Origin of the sequence: Serratia sp. CY83965 (assembly GCF_052166375.1) — a bacterium.
Lineage (GTDB): Bacteria > Pseudomonadota > Gammaproteobacteria > Enterobacterales > Enterobacteriaceae > Serratia > Serratia marcescens.
The window spans coordinates 560,353-581,031 of sequence record NZ_JBJNOV010000004.1 but is presented as its reverse complement, the minus strand read 5'-3'; the positions used below and the strand labels follow the sequence as shown (position 1 = coordinate 581,031).

Genomic DNA, 20,679 nt, shown 5'->3' with positions numbered 1-20,679 from the left:
CGCGTTGCCACGCGCGTAAAATCAGACCGCCTGGCCCGGTTGCGGCCAATCGCGCCACACTGGCTCGACGCCGCCCGGCAGCCACAGCTTGCGCCCCAGTTCGATCCACGAACAAGGTTGATGGAAATCAGAGCCTTGCGAGGCCAACAGGTGGTAGTCCTGCGCGTACTTCGCCAGCTGCGCGCGCTCATGCGGCGCCTGCTGACACTGCGCCACTTCCATGGCGTCGCCGCCGTGTTCGGCGAAATGCGCCAGCAAACGTTTCAACCACTTCGCGGTCAGATCATAACGGCCGGGGTGCGCTATCACCGCCTGGCCGCCCGATTGATGAATCGCATCAATGGCTTGTTCTATTGTACACCACTGCGGCGGCACGTAGCCGGTTTTGCCTTTGGCCAGATATTTCTTGAACACCTGCGCCATGTTGTCCGCCACGCCAATCTCCACCAGGTAACGGGCGAAATGGCCGCGGGTCACCGCACCGGCCCCCGCCAACCGCTGGGCGCCGGCATAGGCGTCGGGAATGCGCGCTTTACCCAGACGTGCGCCGATCTCCTGCGCGCGCCGATGGCGACGTTCGGTTTGTTCCGCCAATAGCGCCACCAGCGCCGGGTGCGCGACGTCCACGCCCAACCCAACGATATGAATTTCATGATTTTCCCATAGCGTCGAGATTTCCACCCCGTTGACCAGCCGCAGCGGCAACGCCTGCTCCGCAATAGCGGCGGCGGCCTCAGCCAAGCCTGCGGTGGTGTCGTGATCGGTGATCGCCAGCACGCCCACGCGCATCTCTACCGCCCGCAGCACCAGCTGCGTCGGCGTCAGGTAGCCGTCGGAGGCGGTCGTGTGGCTGTGGAGGTCGTACAGAGTAAAGGCGATGGATGGGGGGTTACTGTCTGTCAAAACGGCTATCCGGCAATGGCTTGGTTTTCTATCATACCCGCGATCGGCGGCCGGACGGAAATCTATTCTGCGCCAGGCAGACGATGAATAGAATTCACGCTGACCGCTAAAACATTGTGCAAAAAGAGGGTTGACTTTGCCCTCGCGAACCAGTTAACTAGTACACAAGTTCACGGCAACGGCCGTGTCGGATGAGAGTTAACAAAGAGAGTCTGCAAATGAACACATACATTTCTCTTCACGGTTGGTGGCGTACCTCCCTCTTGCGGGCGGTGTAATCGCGCATAGCTGTCATCTGACAATGCAGATTTCCTGAGCCCGCACCTGATGCGGGCTTTTTTATGGACAGAATTCACTGGAACCACCGATGATGAACACCAAACCACAACTGACATTGCTGAAGGCGCAAGCCAGCTACCGGGGCGATCCCACCACCCTTTTCCACCAGCTGTGCGGCGCCCGTCCGGCCACCCTGCTGCTGGAGTCGGCGGAAATCAACAGCAAACAGAATCTGCAGAGCCTGCTGGTGATCGACAGCGCGCTGCGCATTACCGCACTGGGCCACACCGTCAGCGTGCAGGCGCTGACCGCCAACGGCGCGGCGCTGCTGCCGCTGCTGGACGAAGCGCTGCCGCCCGAGGTGCGCAATCAGGCGCGCCCCAACGGCCGCGAACTGACCTTCCCGGCGATCGACGCGGTGCAGGACGAAGACGCCCGCCTGCGTTCACTGTCGGTGTTCGACGCGCTGCGCACGCTGCTGACGCTGGTCGACTCTCCGGCGGACGAGCGCGAAGCCGTGATGCTGGGCGGCCTGTTCGCCTACGATTTGGTCGCCGGGTTCGAGGACCTGCCGGCACTGCGCCAGGATCAACGCTGCCCGGACTTCTGCTTCTATCTGGCGGAAACCCTGCTGGTGCTGGATCATCAACGCGGATCGGCCCGTCTGCAGGCCAGCGTCTTCAGTGAGCAGGCGAGTGAAGCGCAGCGTTTGCAGCAACGCCTGGAACAGCTGCAGGCCGAGTTGCAACAACCCCCGCAGCCGATCCCGCACCAAACGCTGGAAAACATGCAGCTGAGCTGTAACCAGAGCGACGAAGAGTACGGCGCGGTGGTCAGCGAGCTGCAGGAAGCGATCCGCCAGGGCGAGATTTTCCAGGTGGTACCGTCGCGCCGCTTTTCCCTGCCATGCCCGGCGCCGCTGGCGGCCTACCAAACCTTAAAAGACAACAACCCCAGCCCGTACATGTTCTTCATGCAGGATGATGACTTCACCCTGTTCGGCGCTTCGCCGGAGAGCGCGCTGAAATACGACGCGGGCAATCGCCAAATCGAAATCTACCCGATCGCCGGCACTCGCCCACGCGGCCGCCGCGCCGATGGTTCGTTGGATCTGGATCTCGACAGCCGCATTGAGCTGGAAATGCGCACCGACCACAAAGAGCTAGCCGAGCACCTGATGCTGGTCGATCTGGCGCGCAACGATCTGGCGCGTATCTGCCAGGCCGGCAGCCGCTACGTGGCCGACCTGACCAAGGTGGACCGCTATTCATTCGTCATGCACCTGGTTTCCCGGGTGGTGGGCACCCTGCGCGCCGATCTCGACGTGCTGCACGCCTACCAGGCCTGCATGAACATGGGCACCCTCAGCGGCGCGCCGAAAGTGCGGGCGATGCAGCTGATCGCCGCCTCCGAAGGCACGCGCCGCGGCAGCTACGGCGGCGCGGTGGGCTACTTCACCGCCACCGGCGATCTGGATACCTGCATCGTCATTCGCTCCGCCTACGTTGAAGACGGCATCGCCACCGTGCAGGCCGGTGCCGGCGTGGTGCTGGATTCCGTCCCGCAGGCGGAAGCCGACGAAACCCGTAATAAAGCCCGTGCCGTGCTGCGCGCCATCGCCACTGCGCACCATGCCAAGGAGGTGTTCTGATGGCCGATATCCTGCTGCTCGACAACGTCGATTCCTTTACCTACAACCTGGTCGATCAGCTGCGCGCCAGCGGCCACCAGGTGGTGATTTACCGTAATCAGATCGCCGCCGAGGTGATCATCGAGCGTCTGCAACAGATGGAACAGCCGGTGCTGATGCTGTCGCCCGGCCCCGGCACGCCGTCCGAAGCGGGCTGTATGCCGGAACTGCTGCAGCGTCTGCGCGGCCAACTGCCGATCATCGGCATCTGCCTCGGCCACCAGGCGATCGTCGAAGCCTATGGCGGCCAGGTCGGCCAGGCGGGCGAGATCCTGCACGGCAAAGCCTCGGCGATCGCTCACGATGGCGAAGGCATGTTCGCCGGTATGGCCAATCCGCTGCCGGTGGCGCGCTACCACTCGCTGGTCGGCAGCAATATCCCGGCCGATCTCACCGTCAACGCCCGTTTCGGCGAAATGGTGATGGCGGTGCGCGACGACCGCCGCCGCGTGTGCGGCTTCCAGTTCCACCCGGAATCGATTCTGACCACCCACGGCGCGCGCCTGCTTGAGCAGACCCTGGCCTGGGCGCTGGCGAAGTAATATAAGGAACACGACGATGCAACCTATTCTTGAGAAACTGTACCGCGCCGAGTCGATGAGCCAGCAGGAAAGCCAACAGCTGTTCAGCGCCATCGTGCGCGGCGAGCTGGAGCCGAGCCAACTGGCGGCGGCGTTGATCAGCATGAAAGTCCGCGGCGAGCGCCCGGAAGAGATCGCCGGCGCCGCCAAAGCGCTGCTGGACGACGCTCAGCCGTTCCCGCGCCCTGACTATCTGTTCGCCGATATCGTCGGCACCGGCGGCGACGGCACCAACAGCATCAATATTTCCACCGCCAGCGCCTTCGTGGCGGCGGCGTGCGGCGCGAAGATCGCCAAACACGGCAACCGCAGCGTCTCCAGCCGTTCCGGCTCTTCAGATCTGCTGGCGGCGTTCGGCATCCGCCTGGATCTGCCGGCGGAAGAAGCGCGCAAGGCGCTGGACGATCTCGGCGTGTGCTTCCTGTTCGCGCCGCAGTACCACACTGGTTTTCGTCACGCCATGCCGGTGCGCCAGCAGTTGAAGACCCGCACGCTGTTCAACGTGCTGGGCCCGCTGATCAACCCGGCGCGCCCGCCGCTGGCGCTGATCGGCGTTTACAGCCCGGAACTGGTGCTGCCGATTGCCGAAACCCTGCGCGTGCTGGGTTATCAGCGTGCGGCGGTGGTTCACGGCGGCGGCATGGACGAGGTGGCGATCCACGCTCCGACGCACGTAGCGGAATTGAACAACGGCGAAATCAGCAGCTACCAGCTCACGCCGCAGTCCTTCGGATTGGAAACCTATCCGCTGGAAGCCTTGCTGGGCGGCACGCCGGAAGAAAACCGTGACATTTTGGCGCGGCTGTTACAAGGTAAAGGCGAGCCGGCGCACGCCGCGGCGGTCGCGGCCAACGTCGCGTTGCTTCTGAAGTTATTCGGACATGAAGACCTGCGCCAAAATGCGCGGCAGGCACTGGATATGATCAACAGCGGGCAGGCCTATGAGCGTGTCATCGCACTGGCGGCAAGAGGATAAATGATGCAGGAAACCGTGCTACACAAGATTGTCCGCGACAAAGCGCAATGGATCGCGGCGCGACAACAGCAACAGCCCCTGGCCGGCTTTCAGAACGACATCGTACCGAGCGAACGCAGCTTCTATCACGCGCTGCAGGGCACCCGGACGGCTTTCATTCTCGAATGCAAGAAGGCCTCGCCTTCCAAAGGGTTGATTCGCGAAAACTTTGATCCGGTAGAGATCGCCACGGTGTATAAAGATTTCGCCTCGGCGATCTCGGTGCTGACCGACGAGAAATACTTCCAGGGCAGCTTCGATTTCCTGCCGCTGGTCAGTAAAACCGTCAGCCAACCGGTGTTGTGCAAAGACTTTATCATCGATCCGTATCAGATTTACCTGGCGCGCTACTATCAGGCCGATGCCATCCTGCTGATGCTGTCGGTGTTGACCGACGACCAGTATCGCCAGCTGGCGGCGGTGGCCCACAGCCTGAATATGGGCGTGCTGACCGAAGTGATCAGTGAAGAAGAGCTGCAGCGCGCGATCGCGCTGGAAGCGCGCGTGGTCGGCATCAATAATCGCGATCTGCGCGATCTGAGCATCGATCTGGACCGCACTCGCCAACTGGCGCCGCGCGTGCCGCATGGCGTGACGGTGATCAGCGAGTCAGGCATCAACAACTATGGGCAGATCCGCGAGCTGAGCCATTACGCCAACGGTTTCCTGATCGGTAGCGCGCTGATGTCTGAACCCGATCTGCGCGCCGCCGTGCGCCGCGTGATCCTGGGCGACAACAAAGTGTGCGGCCTGACCCGTCCGCAGGACGCCGCCGCCGCGTATCAGGCCGGCGCCATCTACGGCGGGCTGATTTTCGTCGGCCGTTCACCGCGCTATGTGGATATCACCCGCGCCCGCGAAGTGATCTCCGGCGCGCCGCTGAAGTATGTCGGCGTGTTCTGCGACGCCCAGGTCGATACCGTGGCGTTGACCGTTGAGCGCCTCGGCCTGCATGCGGTGCAATTGCACGGCGCGGAAGACCAGGCTTATATCAACGCCCTGCGCGCCCGCTTGCCGGCTGATTGCCGCATCTGGAAAGCGCTGAGCGTGAAAGATCGGGTGCCGGCGCGCGATCTGCAGCATGTCGATCGCTACCTGCTCGACAACGGCGCCGGCGGCACCGGCCAACGCTTCGACTGGTCGGTATTGCAAGGCGAAGATCTGACTAACGTGATGCTGGCGGGCGGCCTGCGCGCCGACAACTGCGTCGAAGCGGCCAAGCTCGGCTGCGCCGGGCTGGACTTCAACTCCGGCGTGGAAAGCGAACCGGGCATCAAAGATCCCGCGCGCCTGGCCTCGGTCTTCCAGACCCTGCGCGCCTACTGAATACGGCTCTATATTAATAACGGATAATAACGGGAACTCTCATGACGCTGCTTAACCCCTACTTCGGCGAATTTGGTGGCCAATACGTGCCGCAAATTCTGATGCCGGCCCTGAAACAACTGGAAGAAGCCTTTGTCAGCGCCCAGCGCGATCCGGCGTTTCAAACGGAATTTATCGATCTGTTGAAGAACTACGCGGGCCGCCCGACGGCGCTGACGCTGTGCAAAAACCTCACCGCCGGCAGCAACACCAAGCTTTATCTGAAGCGTGAAGACCTGCTGCACGGCGGCGCGCACAAGACCAACCAGGTGCTGGGCCAGGCGTTGCTGGCCAAGCGCATGGGCAAAACCGAGATCATCGCGGAAACCGGCGCCGGCCAACACGGCGTCGCGTCGGCGCTGGCCTGCGCGCTGCTCGGCCTCAAATGCCGCATCTATATGGGCGCCAAAGACGTCGAGCGCCAGTCGCCGAACGTGTTCCGCATGCGGTTGATGGGCGCGGAAGTGATCCCGGTGCACAGCGGCTCCGCCACCCTGAAAGACGCCTGCAACGAAGCGTTGCGCGACTGGTCCGGCAGCTATGAAACCGCGCACTACATGCTCGGCACCGCCGCCGGCCCGCATCCGTACCCGACTATCGTGCGTGAATTCCAGCGCATGATCGGCGAAGAAACCAAAGCGCAGGTGCTGGAGCGCGAAGGCCGTCTGCCGGATGCGGTCATCGCCTGCGTCGGCGGCGGCTCCAACGCCATCGGTATGTTCGCCGACTTTATCGATGATGCCGATGTCGGGCTGATCGGCGTGGAACCCGCCGGTCTGGGCATCGAGACCGGCCAGCACGGCGCGCCGCTGAAGCACGGCCACGTCGGCATCTACTTCGGTATGAAAGCGCCGATGATGCAGACCGCCGAAGGCCAGATTGAAGAATCCTATTCAATCTCCGCCGGGTTGGACTTCCCGTCCGTCGGGCCGCAACACGCCTTCCTGAACAGCATCGGCCGCGCCGAATACGTGTCGATCACCGACGACGAAGCGCTGGAAGCGTTCAAGGCGCTGTCGCGCCATGAAGGCATCATCCCGGCGCTGGAATCCTCGCACGCCCTGGCGCACGCGCTGAAAATGATCCGTGAAACGCCGCAGAAAGAACAGATCCTGGTGGTCAACCTGTCCGGCCGCGGCGACAAAGACATATTTACCGTTCACGACATTTTGAAAGCACGGGGAGAAATCTGATGGAACGTTATCAGCAACTGTTCAAACGCCTGGAAAGCAACAAGGAAGGCGCCTTCGTCCCGTTCGTGACGCTGGGCGATCCTAATCCGACGCTGTCGCTGCAGATTATCGATACCCTGATCGAAGCCGGCGCGGACGCGCTGGAGCTGGGCATCCCCTTCTCCGATCCGCTGGCGGATGGCCCAACCATCCAGAGCGCGACGCTGCGCGCTTTCGCCGCCGGCGTCACGCCGACCCAGTGCTTCGAGATGCTGGCGGCCATCCGCCAGAAGCACCCGACCATTCCCATCGGCCTGCTGATGTACGCCAATCTGGTGTTCCATAAAGGCATCGATGCGTTTTACCAACGCTGCGCCGAAGTGGGCGTGGATTCGGTGCTGGTCGCCGACGTGCCGTTTGAAGAGTCTGCGCCGTTCCGCGCCGCCGCCGCTCGCCACGGTATCGCACCGATCTTCATCTGCCCGCCGAACGCCGATGACGATCTGCTGCGTGAAATCGCGTCGCACGGCCGCGGTTACACCTACCTGCTGTCGCGCGCCGGGGTGACCGGCACCGAAAGCCGGGCGCAGTTGCCGTTGCATCACCTGGTGAACACGCTGCGCGAGTATCACGCCGCGCCGCCGCTGCAGGGCTTCGGCATCTCCGAACCCGAGCAGGTGAAGGCGGCGCTGCAGGCCGGCGCCGCCGGCGCGATCTCCGGCTCGGCAATCGTCAAAATCATCGAACAGCACCATGCCGACCCGGCGGAGATGCTGACCAGGCTGGCGGCCTTCGTCAGCAATATGAAGCGCGCCACCCGGGCGTGATCCTCTTTAGCGAGCGCCCTGCCGGCGCTCGCTTTAACAGCTTGTTTCCCCTCAAAGTTTGTTCCATTTATTTACATCAAAAATTTGAACAAACCCAGGTCTTGTCTCACAATGAACGTTGTTCGCTATGCATTTCTTCGTTTGATTTGGGGAATGCGCTCGCTGCGGCGAAAAACCGTAGCGAATTTCAACCATAACATTGCATGGAGAGTAATTTATGAAGCTGTTTAAAACCCTTTCAGCCTTGTGCATGGCAGCCGTTGTGGCGGTCGCGGTGAGCGCTTGCGCGCCGACGGCAAAATCAGAGGGAACAGGCGGTTATATCGATGACACCGTGGTCACCACCAAAGTGAAATCGGCGTTGCTGGCGGATAAAAACATCAAGTCACGCGAGATCAGCGTAGAAACCTTTAAAGGGCGCGTACAACTGAGCGGCTTCGTGACCTCCAGCGATGACGCCAACCGTGCGGTGCAGGTCACACGCGGCGTGGCCGGCGTGAAATCGGTTGAAAACGTGATGCAGGTTAAATAATACCGACACAGGGAGGCGCAACGCCTCCCTGCTTGCGGCCTTCATCAGAAGCGGTAACCCGCCCCGAACATGAACACCCACGGATCCAGACGCGTATCGAAGCTGTGGTGCCCACCGTTCGCATCGTTGAAGCGAGTTTTGGTTTCGATGTTCATCCACCACACCGACATGTTCAGCATCCAGTGCTCATCCAGGTTGTAATCCAGGCCGGCCTGCGCCGCCACGCCCCAGGAATCTTTCAGATCGAGGTCGCTCAACCCGGCGCTTTTGCCGTAGTCGTTGAACTTCTCGTCGAAGAAGGTGGTGTAGTTAACGCCGACGCCCAGGTAAGGACGCAGTTTGTCCTGCTTGTCGCCGAAATAGTATTGCGCCATCAGCGTAGGCGGCAGTTGGTGAACGGTCGCCAAATCAGTGCCGCCCAGCGTCACCTTGTGGCGGAATGGCGTTGCGGCCAACAACTCAACACCGATGTTGTCCGTCACCATGTAACCGAAGGTCAGACCGAGCTGAGTGTTGTTTTTCGCATCCAGCGAACCCAACCCCAGTACGTTGTCCGAACCTGCATTTGGACGCACCGTCGCGGTGCCCGCGCGGAACAGGAAATCACCGGCCTGATGCGCACTTGCCAACATAGGCGCCATCATCGTCGCCAATACCATCAGAGTTGTCTTTTTCATTATCCATTCCATTTGTGTGGTTAATCGCTCGAGGGGGAATATACCTACTTTCGGGTATTTGTGATCCCATCGAGATCACATCTTATGTGTAAAAATTTAAAATCCCACCAAAAACAAGGTTACCTAACCGTCTAATAAATCAAGGATTGATCTGCATCAAAAAAACGATTTTGTTGCAAATTATCTACATGTTCAAATTTCTGTTGCGGAGAAAAATGCGGCTGAGGTAATTTCATTTTCCGTGTTGGTTTTGGTTGGTGCCGTGAGGAGTCGGTGGGCAATCAAGATGAGCGAAATCCTTAATCCCTGTGTCAGCTGCGGCGCATGCTGCGGTTATTTTCGAGTGTCATTCTATTGGGCCGAAGCCGAAGACGGCGGCGGCACCGTTCCCCTTTCCTTAACAGAGCCTTTGACCCCATTCCTGCGCTGCATGCAGGGGACCAACAGCAAGTCCCCCCGCTGTACCGCGCTGGACGGTGAAATAGGTAAAGCCGTTTCCTGCTCGATCTACCTTAATCGGCCCAGCCCGTGCAGGGAGTTCGATCAGTCCGGTGAAAACGGCCTGCGCAACGAAGCCTGCGATCGCGCCCGGGAACGCTACGGCCTGCCGCCCTTGCCGGTGCCCTTGCCGCTATCGCTGTCTGACGCGACGATCGTTGAAGAAATAGGCGTAGTGCAATTCGCGGGGTGCCACAGCGGCGTGGAACAGGGTACAATCACCCACTGATTTATCTCTGTTTTCCCGACGCCAAGGAGTCTGCATGCCTATCACGGCCAACGCTTTGTACCGTGACAGTTTTAACTTTTTACGCAACCAACTGGCCAGCATCCTGATGCTGGCTTTGTTGACGGCGTTTATCTCCGTGCTGCTGAATCAGGCCTTCAGCCCTGATGCCGAACAGTTGGCGACGCTCGCTGCCACCACCAGCGATTTTGCTTCGTCTACCGGCATGGGCATTCAGGAAGTGATCCAGCAGATGACGCCGGAACAGCAGATGGTGTTGCTGAAAGTGTCGGCGGCCGCCACCTTCTCTGCGCTGGTCGGCAACGTGCTGCTGGTCGGCGGGATGCTGACGCTGATCCGTCTGGTGTCGCAAGGGCAACGCACCAGCGCCCTGCGCGCGCTCGGCGCCTCGGCGCCCGACTTGCCGCGCCTGCTGCTGCTGCTGTTTATCTGCACCCTGCTGATCCAGCTCGGCCTGACGCTGTTTGTGGTGCCGGGCGTGCTGATGGCGATCGCCTTCGCGCTGGCGCCGGTGATCGCCTCCGTCGATAAAAAAGGCGTGTTCGCTTCGCTCAAGCTGAGCAGCAAATTGGCCTTCGCCAATGCGCGCGTGCTGGTGCCGGCGATGATGCTGTGGCTGGCGGCCAAGCTGCTGGTGCTGTTCCTGGTGAGCCATCTGTCGGTGCTGACGCCGAACGTCGCCAGCGTGGTGCTGACCGCGTTGAGCAATCTGGTCTCCGCTCTGCTGCTGATCTACCTGTTCCGGCTGTATATGCTGCTGCGCGGCTAACGCCGGCGTCAGCAAAAACCAAGGGGAGCGCTTCGGCGCGCCCCTTTTTTTGTTTACCCCACCACGGCGGCTTCCGCCTGCTCCTTACTCTGAATCAGCTTCAGCGCCAGATACAGATCCGGTACCAAAATCAACTCTTTATCGCGCCCTAAGCGGTTGATGCGGAACCAACGCGTCAGCTCGGTGCGGCGCCCCGCCAGCACCAGCTTTACGTTACGCTGTAACAGGTCGCGTTTCAGTTCGTCGATGGCCGCCAGCACGCTGATATCGGCATGGGTGAAACTGGCCACCGCATCCACCACCACCCAACGTGGCTGGAACGGTGTGCCGTCGACCAAATTGAGGATACGGCGTTTGAAATACGCCACGTTGAAATAGGTCAGCGGCGAATTGAAGCGATACATCATGACGCCAGGTACCGCCTTCACCCCATTGTTATTGCCCATGGAATGGATCATGCCTTCATCGTTGACGCCCAGCAGCTGTTCCGTCGGCCGGAAAACGGTGCGCAGAAACTGCATCAGCCCCAGCAACACCGCCAGCCCGATGCCGCTGATCACTCCCACCAGCAGCACGCTGAGGAAGGTAAACAGCGCCAGGCGGAACGCCTGCGCGTTGCGACGGCGCAAGATCCAGAGGCCACGGATGTCCAGCAGCGACCAAGCCGCATACATCAGCACCACACCCAATCCCGCCACCGGAATAAACTGCAGCGGCGCCATCAGGAACAGCAAGACAAAGGCGATGACCGCGGCGGCGATGATCGACACCAGTTGGCTCTTGCCGCCGTTGGCATCATTCACCGCGGTGCGCGAATCCGCGCCGCTGATGGCGAAACCTTGCGACAGCGCAGAGACGATATTCACCAGCCCCAGCGCGCGAAACTCGGCGTCAGCGTTTACCTCATAACCGTTTTTGGCGGCGAAGCTGCGGGCGGTGAGCATCATGCTGACAAAGCTCACCACCGCCAGGTTAAGCGCCGGGATCACCATGTCGCGCAGCAAACCGGGCTGGAAGTCCGGCCACTGGACGATCGGCAGCACGCCGCTGAAACCGCCCACCGTCACCACGCCATGCTGCTGCAGGCCGCCCGCCCAGGTCACGAACGCCGCCAGCACGATAGCGAACAGCGGCGCCGGCCAGTTAGGCCGCCATTTTTTAAATCCAAGCAGCGTCACCAGCGTCAGCAACGACACCGCCATCGTCAGCCAGTCGCTGTGCAGCAAGTTACCGGGCAGCGCATAGATGCGCTCGATCAGCTGTGCCGGGCGCACCGTGAACCCCAACACCTTGCCGATCTGATCGACAATAATGGTGATCGCCACCCCGTTCAGCAGCCCGCTGAGGATCGGCCGCGACAGCAAATCCGCCAGCGCCCCCAGCTTGAACCGGCTGGCCAGCAGGCACCAGCCGCCCATCATGGCGGTCATCATAATGGTCAGTTGCCAATGGCGTTCCATATTGCCCGCTGCCAGCGGCGTCACCACTGCAGCGATCACCGCGCAGGTGGCGGCGTCGGGCCCGACGATCAGCTGGCGCGACGAGCCGAACAGCGCGTAGGCCATCATCGGCAAGATACAGGAGTAGAGCCCCACTACCGGGCTGACCCCGGCCAGTTCGGCGTAGGCGATAGCCACCGGGAGGGCGACGGCGGCGACGGAAAGGCCGGCGCGAATATCCGGCTTGAGCCAGCTGCGTTGATAGCCCAGTAAATGCGTCAAACCAGGCGTCAGGGCCTGGAGAGATTTCCACTGCATGTTGTTTTCCGCGGTAAATTATCTGGTTATTATGACGCTTACTATGCGGCCTGCGGCCCGCGCTGGCAATCTGCCGGCGCTTTCTTGCGTAAGTTTATGCAAATTCCTGCTTTCGCGGCAGAAATCCGCCGGCCAAACGCCGATAATCGGCAACGCCCGGCGGTACACAGAGCTCGCCGAATCCGGTATAGTCGGCCGATGAACAGATGATGGATTGATTTATGAAGCAGTTTCTTGATTTCCTCCCGCTAATTGTCTTTTTCGCTTTTTACAAGCTGTACGACATTTACGTCGCTTCCGGCGCGTTAATTGTCGCCACCGCGCTGGCGCTGGTGTTCACCTGGGTGAAATACCGCAAGGTCGAGAAGATGACGCTGATCACCTTCCTGATGGTGCTGGTGTTCGGCACCCTGACGCTGGTGTTCCACAACGATTTGTTCATCAAATGGAAGGTCACGGTGATTTACGCGCTGTTCGCGCTGGCGCTGCTGATCAGCCAATGGGTGCTCAAAAAACCGCTGGTTCAGCGCATGCTGGGCAAAGAGCTGACGCTGCCGGACAAAGTGTGGAGCAACCTTAACCTGGCCTGGGCGATCTTCTTCCTGGCCTGCGGCCTGGCGAACATCTATGTCGCCTTCTGGCTGCCGCAAAGCGTCTGGGTCAATTTCAAAGTCTTTGGCCTGACGGTACTGACGCTGGTCTTCACCCTCCTCAGCGGTATCTATATTTACCGGCACATGCCGGAAGAACAGAAAAAATAGTTACAAAATTGTTAATGCCTGCGGCGCTTGCCGCGGGCAGTATGATGTTATTCCCTCCTTTTAAAAGCAGACTGCTATGACACAACAACGACCTTTACCCAGCGGCGAGCTGGTGCTGCGCACGCTGGCGATGCCGGCCGATACCAATGCCAACGGTGATATCTTCGGCGGCTGGCTGATGTCGCAAATGGATATCGGCGGCGCCATCCAGGCCAAAGAGATCGCCGAAGGGCGCGTGGTGACGGTGCGCGTAGACGGCATGACCTTCCTGAAACCGGTGGCGGTAGGCGACGTGGTTTGCTGCTATGCGCACTGTATCCGCACCGGGCGCAGCTCGATCACCATCAATATCGAAGTGTGGGTAAAGAAAGTTTCTTCCGCCCCGATCGGCCAGCGTTACCGGGCGACCGAAGCGGTGTTCACCTATGTGGCGGTCGATGCGGAAGGCAACTCGCGCGCGCTGCCCGAGGGCAAAATGAACTTCCGCGTCGGCTTCGAAGAGTAAGCCTGCGGCTGCGCCGCAAATGCAAAAAGGGTCGCCGAGGCGACCCTTTCTTTTTGGTGTGACCGAACTCAGTTCAATTCGGTGGTGCCGTTCAGCTTGAAGCGGATAGTGACGGTGCGATCTTTCGCTTCTTTGGCTTCATAGCGCCATTTACGCATCGCCTGCTTCACTTCACGCTCGAACATATTGCGCGGTTCGGCCGACAAGATACGCACGTTGCTGACGCGCCCGTCGCTGTCGATATCGAACTGTACCCGCACGTTGCCTTCGATCTGCAAAGCCTGAGCCCGCGGTGGATAGAGCGGATTGGCGCGGCTGATCGGCCTCGGCCCGACCTCGCGCGAGTTGCCCTGCACCGGCGCGGCAGGCGCCTGTTTCACCGGCGCTTTGTCGATCGGCTTGGCCGGCGAATCGTTGTTGAACGGCGACGGTTCGCGCGGCTCGACTTTTTTCGGCTCCGGTTTGACCTGTTTTTCGACCTTCGGCTTCGGCTTAGGTTTTGGTTTCGGCTTGACCGGCTCCGGCTTCACGATCGCCTTTGGCGGCGGCTCCACGATAGGTTCCGGTTCTGGCTCCGGCTCAGGTTCGACCTGCGGCGGCTCCGGCTCGGCCGGCGCCGGCGGTGGCGGTTCGGCCATCGCGGCGGTGTTGACCATCATGACGCTGATCGGCGCGTCCTCTGGCTTCGGCAGCTCCACCACTTCTTTTACCGAAGCGTAAAGCAATCCCGCCACCAGGGCGCTGTGCAAGCCTACGGATAAGACGAAAGGCACGGATATACGGCGATTAAGGAACATCTTTTTTAGCGGCATAATGATTCTGTTTCCTCTGGTTCGCCAAGTTTAAATGCAAATAGCAATCATATTCAATAACGAAAGGCAAACTATCGCTTTAATCGTCAGTATGCGCGGCTAAAACCAGCAAACTCATAAGGATATTAACCTGGCCGTTGCTTTTTTACCGCCTGGGCGACACGCTTCATTAACGTTTGGCCAGGCGTCAAAAAGTAAAAAACCCGCCGGAGCGGGTTAATTGCGGTGAGTCAGCGTTATTCTTCATCGCCATAGTAAAGCACGCCCAGCTTGATCAGCGGCCGCCCTTGCGCCTTACGGTGCAGGTTGGTGTCACGCAGCGAATAGACGCAGCCGCAGTATTCCTGCTGATAGAAGCGTTCGCGCTTGCTGATCTCTATCATGCGCGACGAACCGCCCTTCTTGCGCCAGTTGTAATCCCAGTACACCAGATCGGGATACTTTTCCGCCGCGCGGATGCCGCAGTCGGTGATCTGCTGCATGTTCTTCCAACGCGAGATGCCCAGCGAGCTGGAGATAGTGTCGTAACCATGTTCATGCGCATACAGCGCCGTGCGCTCGAAACGCATGTCAAAACACATGGTGCAACGAATGCCGCGCTCCGGCTCATTCTCCATCCCCTTGGCGCGGGCGAACCAGTTGTCGGTGTCGTAATCGGCATCGATAATCGGCACCCCGTGCTGCTCGGCGAAACGGATGTTCTCTTCTTTACGCAGCAGATACTCTTTTTGCGGGTGAATGTTGGGGTTATAGAAGAAAATGGCGTACTCGATCCCGGAGGCCTGAATCGCTTCCATCACCTCGCCGGAACAGGGCGCGCAGCATGAATGCAGCAGCAGTTTTTTTTTGCCCGCCGGCAAATCGAGTTTTTCCCTTACCAGTTCCGTCATGTCCTCACCTCAATGGCATATCAGTTTAAGCGCGCCGCACTATACGAATAAAAAGTAGCGGCTTCAAGGCATAAGCGCCAATCCGCCGGGAAATTCGCCCGATGCCGTTCCCCTGCCGCGCCTTTTGCGCTACCTTGGTAGCACCGTTTTATAGCCATGATTTTAAAGGTGAAACATGCTTTATCTGATCTACGCGCAAGACGTCCCCAACTCGCTGGAAAACCGTCTGGCGGTGCGCCCGGCGCACCTGGCGCGCCTGCAGGCGCTGCGCGACGCCGGCCGCCTGGTGGTCGCCGGCCCTAACCCGGCCATCGACAGCAACGATCCCGGCGCCGCCGGCTTTACCGGTTCGACGGTGATCGCCGAATTCGCCTCGCTGGCGGAAGCCCAGGCCTGGGCGCAGCAGGATCCGTACGTCGCCGCCGGCGTCTATGCCGACGTGACGGTGAAACCGTTCAAACAGGTGTTCTGATCTCCAGCCCTCCGAATACCGGGAACGCCCCGCAATACAGCGTTCCCGGCGCTAGCCACATCTCTGCGTCACCGTCGTGCTCGATTCGTCTTCCCCACGCGGCCGATATTCATGTTCCCCCCCGTAAATACTCACCGATGACGCTTTCCAGCATCGCCACCGCCGGTTGGCTGGCGGCCGTGGCAGAACGGAGCAGTTGCACTTCATGTGGTGCGACCGACGGCAATTCGTCGAGTATCCGCATCGCCGCCGAAACCCGTGCGCGGTCAAGCAGCGTGACGGCCAATCCCGCCTCGATGGCAGCCGCCACCACGCTGGCCGAAGGGCTGCTCACAACCACCCGCCAGTGCCTTCCCGCCCTGGTCAATGCATCGATCATAGCCTCACGATAAGGGCAATCGGCGGCATGCAACGCCAGCGGCAGTGGCCGGTTAGCCTGCAGCGCCAGCGAACGGCCTCCGGCCCACACTGGCGCAGTCACCGCGAGCGGTGTCTGGCACTGTTTCCCCGAAGGTTGAACCACCAGCGCGAGATGCAGCCGATTACGGCCAACTTGTTCCGCCAGCGCCTGACTGGCAGCGGTAGAGACCTCCAGCTCCACCGCGGGGAAACTGTCGGTAAACCGCGGCAAAATATGGCGTATCACATGAGAAGCGTACTCATCAGGCAAGCCCAATTTGATATGGCCGCTTAGCGGCGCGCCCTGCAGTTCCCGCAGAATATCGTCATGGGCGCTCAGCAGCCCGAGCGTCGAGGCCAGCAGCTTGTTTCCCAACGGCGTCAACGCCACGGACTGATTGTCACGCTCCAGCAGGCGGCCGCCCGCCACCTGTTCCAGACGCCGGATATGCACGCTCACGGCGGCGGGGCTGCGATTGACAAATGCCGCCGCCGCGCGAAATTGCCCCAAACGCGCAATAGCGTGAAAAGTGCGTAAGAGATCGATATCCAATGTCGGCCGCATGATTTAACCTCATTAAACAACTGGGCGAAAATTATTCGATTTATTAAATTATAGCCACTCACTACCATCGGGCGGAAAGGAGGTGACCATCATGTCCCTGGCACCATTTCGCCCCTCTTCCCGCTGCGGCAAACATCGCGGCAGAGCCGCCCTCTGGCTGGCTGCGGCCGAGATCCTGCTGATCGTGGCCTGGAGCTCCGGCTTCGTCGGCATCCGCTTCGCCGCCGATTACGCGCCGGTGTTGCTGGTGGCGTTCTGGCGCTGCGTGGTGGTCGCGTTCGTGTTGCTGCCGCTTAGTCTGCGCGCCATCAGGCGCGCATCTCCGCTGACGATAGCTGTTCACGCCGGGATTGGGTTGCTCGCCATGACCGGTTACCTGACCGGCGTCAGCAAAGGCATCGAATATGGCGTGCCGGCCGGGTTGGCCGCGCTCATCGCCGATTTGCTCCCGCTCGGCACCGCGCTGCTGAGCATGCTGTTACAACGCCGCTTGCCCGATGGCCGCGTTTGGTCCGGGTTAGCCTTGGGAGTTAGCGGGGTAGCGCTGGCGACCGGCAGCGCCATCTCATGGGGAGACGCCCCATTGTGGAGCTACCTGTTGCCGCTGGCGGGGATGCTGTCGCTGGCGCTGGCAACGCTGTGGCAGGAACGGCTGCCGCGAACGCAAGCAATGAGTTTGCCAGCCGCGCTGGGGATACAAAGCGCGGTTTCCGCGCTGGCTTTCGCCGCCATGGCCGGCGCGGAAGGCCCGCTGCTGCCAACGGTAACGACGGGGTTTGTGATCGGCGTGCTTTGGACCGCGCTACTGGCGACCCTGGCCGGCTACGGTCTGTACTGGTTTTGTCTAAGGCGCACTTCTGCGCTGCGCGTGACGAGCCTGCTGTTTCTCAGCCCCTTCGTCACCTTCTGCTGGGCAGGGTTAATGTTCAATGAACCTCTTTCCTGGCCCATGTTGCTAGGCGCGGCGGCGGCAGGAAGCGGTTTGTGGCTGCTCATCCGTCCCGCCGGGCGTGATGAGCCCAAAACAGCGCAACACGCTGAAAAATGACGGATAAGCGAATGGTGGCGCCGTTACGCGACGAGTTTCCCCCGTACCACCACCTTGCCCGGCTTGATCTCGGGGTCGGCAATACGACGGATCGCCAGATTCAACGCTTGCCAGGCGATCTCTTGCAAGTCGTGTGACACGCACGGGAAATGAAAACCGTAGATCTCAGCATGTGAAACCTCATCGATGCTGAACAACGACACGTCCTGCATCAACGGCAGCCGATGTTCGATGCAGGCTTTGATAATGCCCAGGGAGATCTGGTTATTGCAGCCAACGAAAAAGTCCGGGGCGCGGTTGTTGGCCAGCCAACGGCTCGTCTCTTGCCAGGCGATATCCATAAAGAAATCGGCATACAGCACTTCAAACGACGCCACTTTCCCTTGCAGCGCCGCCTGCAGCCCTGTAACCCTGTCCCGTGCAACGTTGGAGTTCTCCGGCCCGGACACCACCACCACCCGCTGCGCTTTCTGTTCCAGAAGCCAGCGCCCCGCCTGAAGGCCGCAGTCCAGGTTATCGATATACACTCCGCTGCAGTGGCGATTGTCCAGCTCACGGTCGATCAATACCACCGGGATATTCAATGTTTCCAACCGCTTTAGATAGGAAGGCTGGTACAGATGATCGTTGGAAATGACCGAGAGAATGATCGCATCGACGTTGTAGCCAATCAGTTTGTCGATGATTCTGTCTTCGCTTTCCTGTGACTCATAGGAATCGAACACCAGAGTGTCATATCCCATTTTTTGCGCTTCAAGCGTCATCAACCGCGTCAGGCCGCCAAAGAACGGGTTGGCCATATCAGGGTTGACGATGCCGATGGTTCTGCTGCTTTTCGCCCGCAGATTGCGCGCCGCAGCATTGACCACATAACCGAGTTCGGCAGCGGTCTCCCGAATGCGGCGCAGCGTTTCCGGATGAACCTTGTCCGGCTGTGAAAATGCCCGCGACGCGGTGATTTTACTGACGTTTGCCTGTGCGGCCACGCTAGCCAGCGTCGCTTTCCGTCCTCGCCCCACCGCCAAATGCAGCTCCTTAGCTTAAGGTTATCATTTTGTACCATTAACAACATCATGACAGAACTTTCATCGTCGCGCTAATGGTTTACGCCTGCCAGGCGGTTAATCCGGGGATCGGTAAAGATATCCAGCTCGTCACGGCTCTCGGAAGAAAACTCGGACACCACCGCGCCCCGCTTCCCCGCCTGAAACCAGTGCCGGGTATTGGGCGCGATGGTGTATTGTTCGCCAGGCCTCAAGAGGATATAGCGATTGCAGGTGTACCAAGGTTCTGCGCCCTCCGGCACCCGACATACCGGTTCGCCGCCGGCATCATTAAGCGTCAGGTTTTCATCGTCGACAAACAGAAACACCTCGCCCCAACGGCAGCGAAACGTCTCTTGCTTGCCGGGCGTGCCGGCGAAAGGAGGATGCAAATGCTCTGGGCAAGTCTGCTCAGGAAACAGCACCAACTCTTTCGCACAATACCGAGGTGAGTTGACATAGGTCAGCAGCTGCAGCCCTGAGATGGGATAGTCAGCCAAGCCAAACGTCGCAATTTCAATACGTTGCTGCTCTTCTTCGGTCAGAACAATGTCCGCCTCGCGCAAGTATTCCAGCGTAGCGGCTATGGCACGTTGTTGTTTGCTCATCATTTCCCCTGCAAAGTAACGGTATCGATATCAGCATGCTGATATTAAAACCGTCATTGCATCGCCGATTTTGTGATCTTCATCCCCATATTGAATAACAACCCACCAGCAAAATTAACTCTCGTCGAGTAATTCCAACATCGATCACAGTTTAACCCCCCGCTTTAGCCCACTATCGCCGCATTGAAATGATATCGTTACCATAAAAATGATTCACCAGGAGGCAATATGAAAGCATTAGTGTTGGCCAAAGCGGGGGAAATCGCTATCGAGGACGTCCAGCTTGCCGAAACGCTGGGGCCCGATGATGTGCAGATAAAAATTCATTCCGTGGGCATCTGCGGCAGTGATGTGCACTATTACCAACATGGCCGCATTGGCCCGTTCGTGGTTAACGCCCCGATGGTGCTCGGCCATGAGGCCTCCGGCGTAGTGCTCGCGACAGGTAAAAACGTCACTCACCTCAGCATCGGCGATCGCGTTTGCATGGAGCCCGGCATTCCGGATCTCAACTCGGCCCAGACGCGCGCCGGCATTTACAACCTTGATCCGGCCGTGCGCTTCTGGGCGACGCCACCGGTGCACGGCTGCCTGCGCGAAACCGTCATCCACCCCGCCGCCTTCACGTTCAAATTGCCGGACAACGTCAGTTTCGCTGAGGGCGCCATGGTGGAACCCTTAGCCATCGGCATGCAAGCGGCCACCAAAGCCGGGATCAAACCCGGCGATATCGCGCTGGTGATCGGCGCAGGGCCGATCGGCGTGGTCACCGCCCTCGCGGCGCTGGCGGGCGGCTGCTCGGACGTCATTATTTGCGACCTGTTTGACGAAAAACTCGCCGTGGCGGCCAGCTATGAAGGGCTGCACGCCGTCAATATCAAAACCGGCGACCTGGCGGGGAAAGTGGCCGCGCTCACCAGCGGCAATGGCGCCGATGTCGTGTTTGAATGCAGCGGCGCCAAACCGGCTATCGCTACGCTGGCCGAACATGCGGCGCCAGGAGCGACCGCCGTGCTGGTCGGCATGCCGATAGATGCCGCGCCGATGGATATCGTCGCCGCGCAGGCCAAGGAAATCACCTTCAAGACCATTTTCCGCTACGCCAACATGTACCCGCGCACGCTGCGGCTGTTGAGCAGCGGCAAATTGCGCGTCCAGCCGTTGATAAGCCAAACCTACAAGTTCTCCGACAGCGTGGCCGCCTTCGAGCGCGCGGCGGCGGGACATGCCTCGGACATCAAAATCATGCTGGAAATGGAGTGAT

At 60.0% G+C, this 20,679-nt stretch carries 20 protein-coding genes, 2 pseudogenes and 1 other annotated feature; of the genes and pseudogenes, 13 read left to right on the top strand and 9 right to left on the bottom strand.

From position 1 onward, the window contains the following. Positions 1-21: 21 nt before the first annotated feature. Positions 22-903, bottom strand: coding sequence for an RNase RNM (gene rnm, locus ACJ8PL_RS13690; RefSeq protein ID WP_016927521.1), 882 nt, complete (start codon positions 901-903; stop codon positions 22-24). A gap of 239 nt (positions 904-1,142) precedes the next feature. After that, positions 1,143-1,246, top strand: a sequence feature (Trp leader region). Positions 1,247-1,270: 24 nt separating this feature from the next. Here rnm and ACJ8PL_RS13685 point away from each other — a divergent pair. The 6 genes and pseudogenes from ACJ8PL_RS13685 to ACJ8PL_RS13660 all read left to right on the top strand — a co-directional run bounded on the left by ACJ8PL_RS13685 (position 1,271) and on the right by ACJ8PL_RS13660 (position 8,364). Continuing rightward, on the top strand, positions 1,271-2,833 hold the full coding sequence (locus ACJ8PL_RS13685; protein WP_016927520.1) for an anthranilate synthase component 1: 1,563 nt from the start codon (positions 1,271-1,273) through the stop codon (positions 2,831-2,833). After that, positions 2,833-4,429 (top strand): annotated as a pseudogene (gene trpD, locus ACJ8PL_RS13680) (bifunctional anthranilate synthase glutamate amidotransferase component TrpG/anthranilate phosphoribosyltransferase TrpD). Before ACJ8PL_RS13685 ends, trpD begins: the two are co-directional and overlap by 1 nt. Positions 4,430-4,432: 3 nt before the next feature. Beyond that, positions 4,433-5,794, top strand: a complete 1,362-nt coding sequence (trpCF, locus tag ACJ8PL_RS13675) for a bifunctional indole-3-glycerol-phosphate synthase TrpC/phosphoribosylanthranilate isomerase TrpF (RefSeq protein ID WP_172962824.1) — start codon at positions 4,433-4,435, stop codon at positions 5,792-5,794. Positions 5,795-5,835: 41 nt separating this feature from the next. Next, positions 5,836-7,026, top strand: a complete 1,191-nt coding sequence (gene trpB, locus ACJ8PL_RS13670; RefSeq protein WP_097101909.1) for a tryptophan synthase subunit beta — start codon at positions 5,836-5,838, stop codon at positions 7,024-7,026. Further along, the gene (gene trpA, locus ACJ8PL_RS13665; protein ID WP_016927516.1) at positions 7,026-7,832 is read left to right on the top strand and encodes a tryptophan synthase subunit alpha; all 807 of its coding nucleotides are present in this window, start codon (positions 7,026-7,028) and stop codon (positions 7,830-7,832) included. Before trpB ends, trpA begins: the two co-directional genes overlap by 1 nt. A 217-nt stretch (positions 7,833-8,049) precedes the next feature. Beyond that, positions 8,050-8,364, top strand: a complete 315-nt coding sequence (locus tag ACJ8PL_RS13660; protein ID WP_016927515.1) for a BON domain-containing protein — start codon at positions 8,050-8,052, stop codon at positions 8,362-8,364. 44 nt (positions 8,365-8,408) lie between these two features. Here ACJ8PL_RS13660 and ompW read toward each other — a convergent pair whose 3' ends face one another. Next, positions 8,409-9,041 carry an outer membrane protein OmpW gene (gene ompW / locus ACJ8PL_RS13655; RefSeq protein WP_016927514.1) on the bottom strand — a complete coding sequence of 211 codons (633 nt, stop codon included), beginning with the start codon at positions 9,039-9,041 and terminating at the stop codon, positions 8,409-8,411. A 286-nt stretch (positions 9,042-9,327) separates the two neighbouring features. On the opposite strand from ompW, the gene ACJ8PL_RS13650 reads away from it, so the two are divergent. Both ACJ8PL_RS13650 and ACJ8PL_RS13645 read left to right on the top strand, forming a co-directional pair. Continuing rightward, positions 9,328-9,768, top strand: coding sequence for a YkgJ family cysteine cluster protein (locus ACJ8PL_RS13650; RefSeq protein WP_028127465.1), 441 nt, complete (start codon positions 9,328-9,330; stop codon positions 9,766-9,768). Positions 9,769-9,802: 34 nt separating this feature from the next. Beyond that, the gene (locus ACJ8PL_RS13645; RefSeq protein WP_016927513.1) at positions 9,803-10,555 is read left to right on the top strand and encodes a YciC family protein; all 753 of its coding nucleotides are present in this window, start codon (positions 9,803-9,805) and stop codon (positions 10,553-10,555) included. A 53-nt stretch (positions 10,556-10,608) separates the two neighbouring features. Here the strand turns inward: ACJ8PL_RS13645 and ACJ8PL_RS13640 are convergent, their stop codons facing one another. Beyond that, positions 10,609-12,312, bottom strand: coding sequence for a SulP family inorganic anion transporter (locus ACJ8PL_RS13640; RefSeq protein WP_097101907.1), 1,704 nt, complete (start codon positions 12,310-12,312; stop codon positions 10,609-10,611). A 221-nt stretch (positions 12,313-12,533) separates the two neighbouring features. Between ACJ8PL_RS13640 and ACJ8PL_RS13635 the strand changes: the two genes are divergently transcribed. Together ACJ8PL_RS13635 and yciA are read left to right on the top strand one after the other, a co-directional pair. After that, positions 12,534-13,073 carry a septation protein A gene (locus tag ACJ8PL_RS13635; protein WP_016927511.1) on the top strand — a complete coding sequence of 180 codons (540 nt, stop codon included), beginning with the start codon at positions 12,534-12,536 and terminating at the stop codon, positions 13,071-13,073. A gap of 76 nt (positions 13,074-13,149) precedes the next feature. After that, positions 13,150-13,578, top strand: coding sequence for an acyl-CoA thioester hydrolase YciA (gene yciA, locus ACJ8PL_RS13630; protein WP_004932085.1), 429 nt, complete (start codon positions 13,150-13,152; stop codon positions 13,576-13,578). Positions 13,579-13,646: 68 nt separating this feature from the next. On the opposite strand, the gene tonB is transcribed toward yciA, so the two are convergent. Next, positions 13,647-14,390, bottom strand: coding sequence for a TonB system transport protein TonB (gene tonB, locus ACJ8PL_RS13625; RefSeq protein WP_016927510.1), 744 nt, complete (start codon positions 14,388-14,390; stop codon positions 13,647-13,649). A 236-nt stretch (positions 14,391-14,626) separates the two neighbouring features. Continuing rightward, positions 14,627-15,280, bottom strand: coding sequence for an epoxyqueuosine reductase QueH (locus tag ACJ8PL_RS13620; protein WP_016927509.1), 654 nt, complete (start codon positions 15,278-15,280; stop codon positions 14,627-14,629). A 175-nt stretch (positions 15,281-15,455) separates the two neighbouring features. Here ACJ8PL_RS13620 and ACJ8PL_RS13615 point away from each other — a divergent pair, with 175 nt between their 5' ends. Then, complete coding sequence (locus tag ACJ8PL_RS13615; protein WP_016927508.1) at positions 15,456-15,752, top strand: YciI family protein; 297 nt, start codon at positions 15,456-15,458, stop codon at positions 15,750-15,752. A 109-nt stretch (positions 15,753-15,861) separates the two neighbouring features. On the opposite strand, the gene ACJ8PL_RS13610 is transcribed toward ACJ8PL_RS13615, so the two are convergent. After that, complete coding sequence (locus tag ACJ8PL_RS13610; RefSeq protein WP_049299414.1) at positions 15,862-16,716, bottom strand: LysR substrate-binding domain-containing protein; 855 nt, start codon at positions 16,714-16,716, stop codon at positions 15,862-15,864. Between the two features lie 91 nt (positions 16,717-16,807). Between ACJ8PL_RS13610 and ACJ8PL_RS13605 the strand changes: the two genes are divergently transcribed. Next, the gene (locus ACJ8PL_RS13605) at positions 16,808-17,764 is read left to right on the top strand and encodes a DMT family transporter (protein ID WP_049299417.1); all 957 of its coding nucleotides are present in this window, start codon (positions 16,808-16,810) and stop codon (positions 17,762-17,764) included. 23 nt (positions 17,765-17,787) lie between these two features. Here the strand turns inward: ACJ8PL_RS13605 and ACJ8PL_RS13600 are convergent, their stop codons facing one another. The 3 genes and pseudogenes from ACJ8PL_RS13600 to ACJ8PL_RS13590 all read right to left on the bottom strand — a co-directional run. Then, positions 17,788-18,789 (bottom strand): LacI family DNA-binding transcriptional regulator, encoded by a 1,002-nt coding sequence (locus ACJ8PL_RS13600; protein WP_049299419.1) that lies wholly within the window; start codon positions 18,787-18,789, stop codon positions 17,788-17,790. Positions 18,790-18,860: 71 nt separating this feature from the next. Then, positions 18,861-19,415, bottom strand: a complete 555-nt coding sequence (locus tag ACJ8PL_RS13595) for a D-lyxose/D-mannose family sugar isomerase (protein WP_240293583.1) — start codon at positions 19,413-19,415, stop codon at positions 18,861-18,863. A gap of 53 nt (positions 19,416-19,468) precedes the next feature. After that, positions 19,469-19,564 (bottom strand): annotated as a pseudogene (locus ACJ8PL_RS13590) (zinc finger domain-containing protein); the annotation flags it as partial. A 79-nt stretch (positions 19,565-19,643) separates the two neighbouring features. Here ACJ8PL_RS13590 and ACJ8PL_RS13585 point away from each other — a divergent pair. Next, the gene (locus tag ACJ8PL_RS13585) at positions 19,644-20,678 is read left to right on the top strand and encodes an NAD(P)-dependent alcohol dehydrogenase (protein WP_004932112.1); all 1,035 of its coding nucleotides are present in this window, start codon (positions 19,644-19,646) and stop codon (positions 20,676-20,678) included. The last annotated feature ends 1 nt before the right edge of the window (position 20,679 follow it).

Excerpts from the sequence above, each read along its gene's own strand:
- tonB (WP_016927510.1), bottom strand. The coding sequence starts at position 14,390 with ATGCCGCTAAAAAAGATGTTCCTTAATCGCCGTATATCCGTGCCTTTC.
- ACJ8PL_RS13685 (WP_016927520.1), top strand. The coding sequence starts at position 1,271 with ATGATGAACACCAAACCACAACTGACATTGCTGAAGGCGCAAGCCAGC.
- ACJ8PL_RS13645 (WP_016927513.1), top strand. The coding sequence starts at position 9,803 with ATGCCTATCACGGCCAACGCTTTGTACCGTGACAGTTTTAACTTTTTA.
- ACJ8PL_RS13615 (WP_016927508.1), top strand. The coding sequence starts at position 15,456 with ATGCTTTATCTGATCTACGCGCAAGACGTCCCCAACTCGCTGGAAAAC.
- ACJ8PL_RS13610 (WP_049299414.1), bottom strand. The coding sequence starts at position 16,716 with ATGCGGCCGACATTGGATATCGATCTCTTACGCACTTTTCACGCTATT.
- ACJ8PL_RS13635 (WP_016927511.1), top strand. The coding sequence starts at position 12,534 with ATGAAGCAGTTTCTTGATTTCCTCCCGCTAATTGTCTTTTTCGCTTTT.
- ACJ8PL_RS13605 (WP_049299417.1), top strand. The coding sequence starts at position 16,808 with ATGTCCCTGGCACCATTTCGCCCCTCTTCCCGCTGCGGCAAACATCGC.
- ACJ8PL_RS13650 (WP_028127465.1), top strand. The coding sequence starts at position 9,328 with ATGAGCGAAATCCTTAATCCCTGTGTCAGCTGCGGCGCATGCTGCGGT.
- yciA (WP_004932085.1), top strand. The coding sequence starts at position 13,150 with ATGACACAACAACGACCTTTACCCAGCGGCGAGCTGGTGCTGCGCACG.
- trpB (WP_097101909.1), top strand. The coding sequence starts at position 5,836 with ATGACGCTGCTTAACCCCTACTTCGGCGAATTTGGTGGCCAATACGTG.
- ACJ8PL_RS13640 (WP_097101907.1), bottom strand. The coding sequence starts at position 12,312 with ATGCAGTGGAAATCTCTCCAGGCCCTGACGCCTGGTTTGACGCATTTA.
- ompW (WP_016927514.1), bottom strand. The coding sequence starts at position 9,041 with ATGAAAAAGACAACTCTGATGGTATTGGCGACGATGATGGCGCCTATG.
- ACJ8PL_RS13620 (WP_016927509.1), bottom strand. The coding sequence starts at position 15,280 with ATGACGGAACTGGTAAGGGAAAAACTCGATTTGCCGGCGGGCAAAAAA.
- ACJ8PL_RS13660 (WP_016927515.1), top strand. The coding sequence starts at position 8,050 with ATGAAGCTGTTTAAAACCCTTTCAGCCTTGTGCATGGCAGCCGTTGTG.
- ACJ8PL_RS13595 (WP_240293583.1), bottom strand. The coding sequence starts at position 19,415 with ATGAGCAAACAACAACGTGCCATAGCCGCTACGCTGGAATACTTGCGC.
- ACJ8PL_RS13585 (WP_004932112.1), top strand. The coding sequence starts at position 19,644 with ATGAAAGCATTAGTGTTGGCCAAAGCGGGGGAAATCGCTATCGAGGAC.
- trpCF (WP_172962824.1), top strand. The coding sequence starts at position 4,433 with ATGCAGGAAACCGTGCTACACAAGATTGTCCGCGACAAAGCGCAATGG.
- trpA (WP_016927516.1), top strand. The coding sequence starts at position 7,026 with ATGGAACGTTATCAGCAACTGTTCAAACGCCTGGAAAGCAACAAGGAA.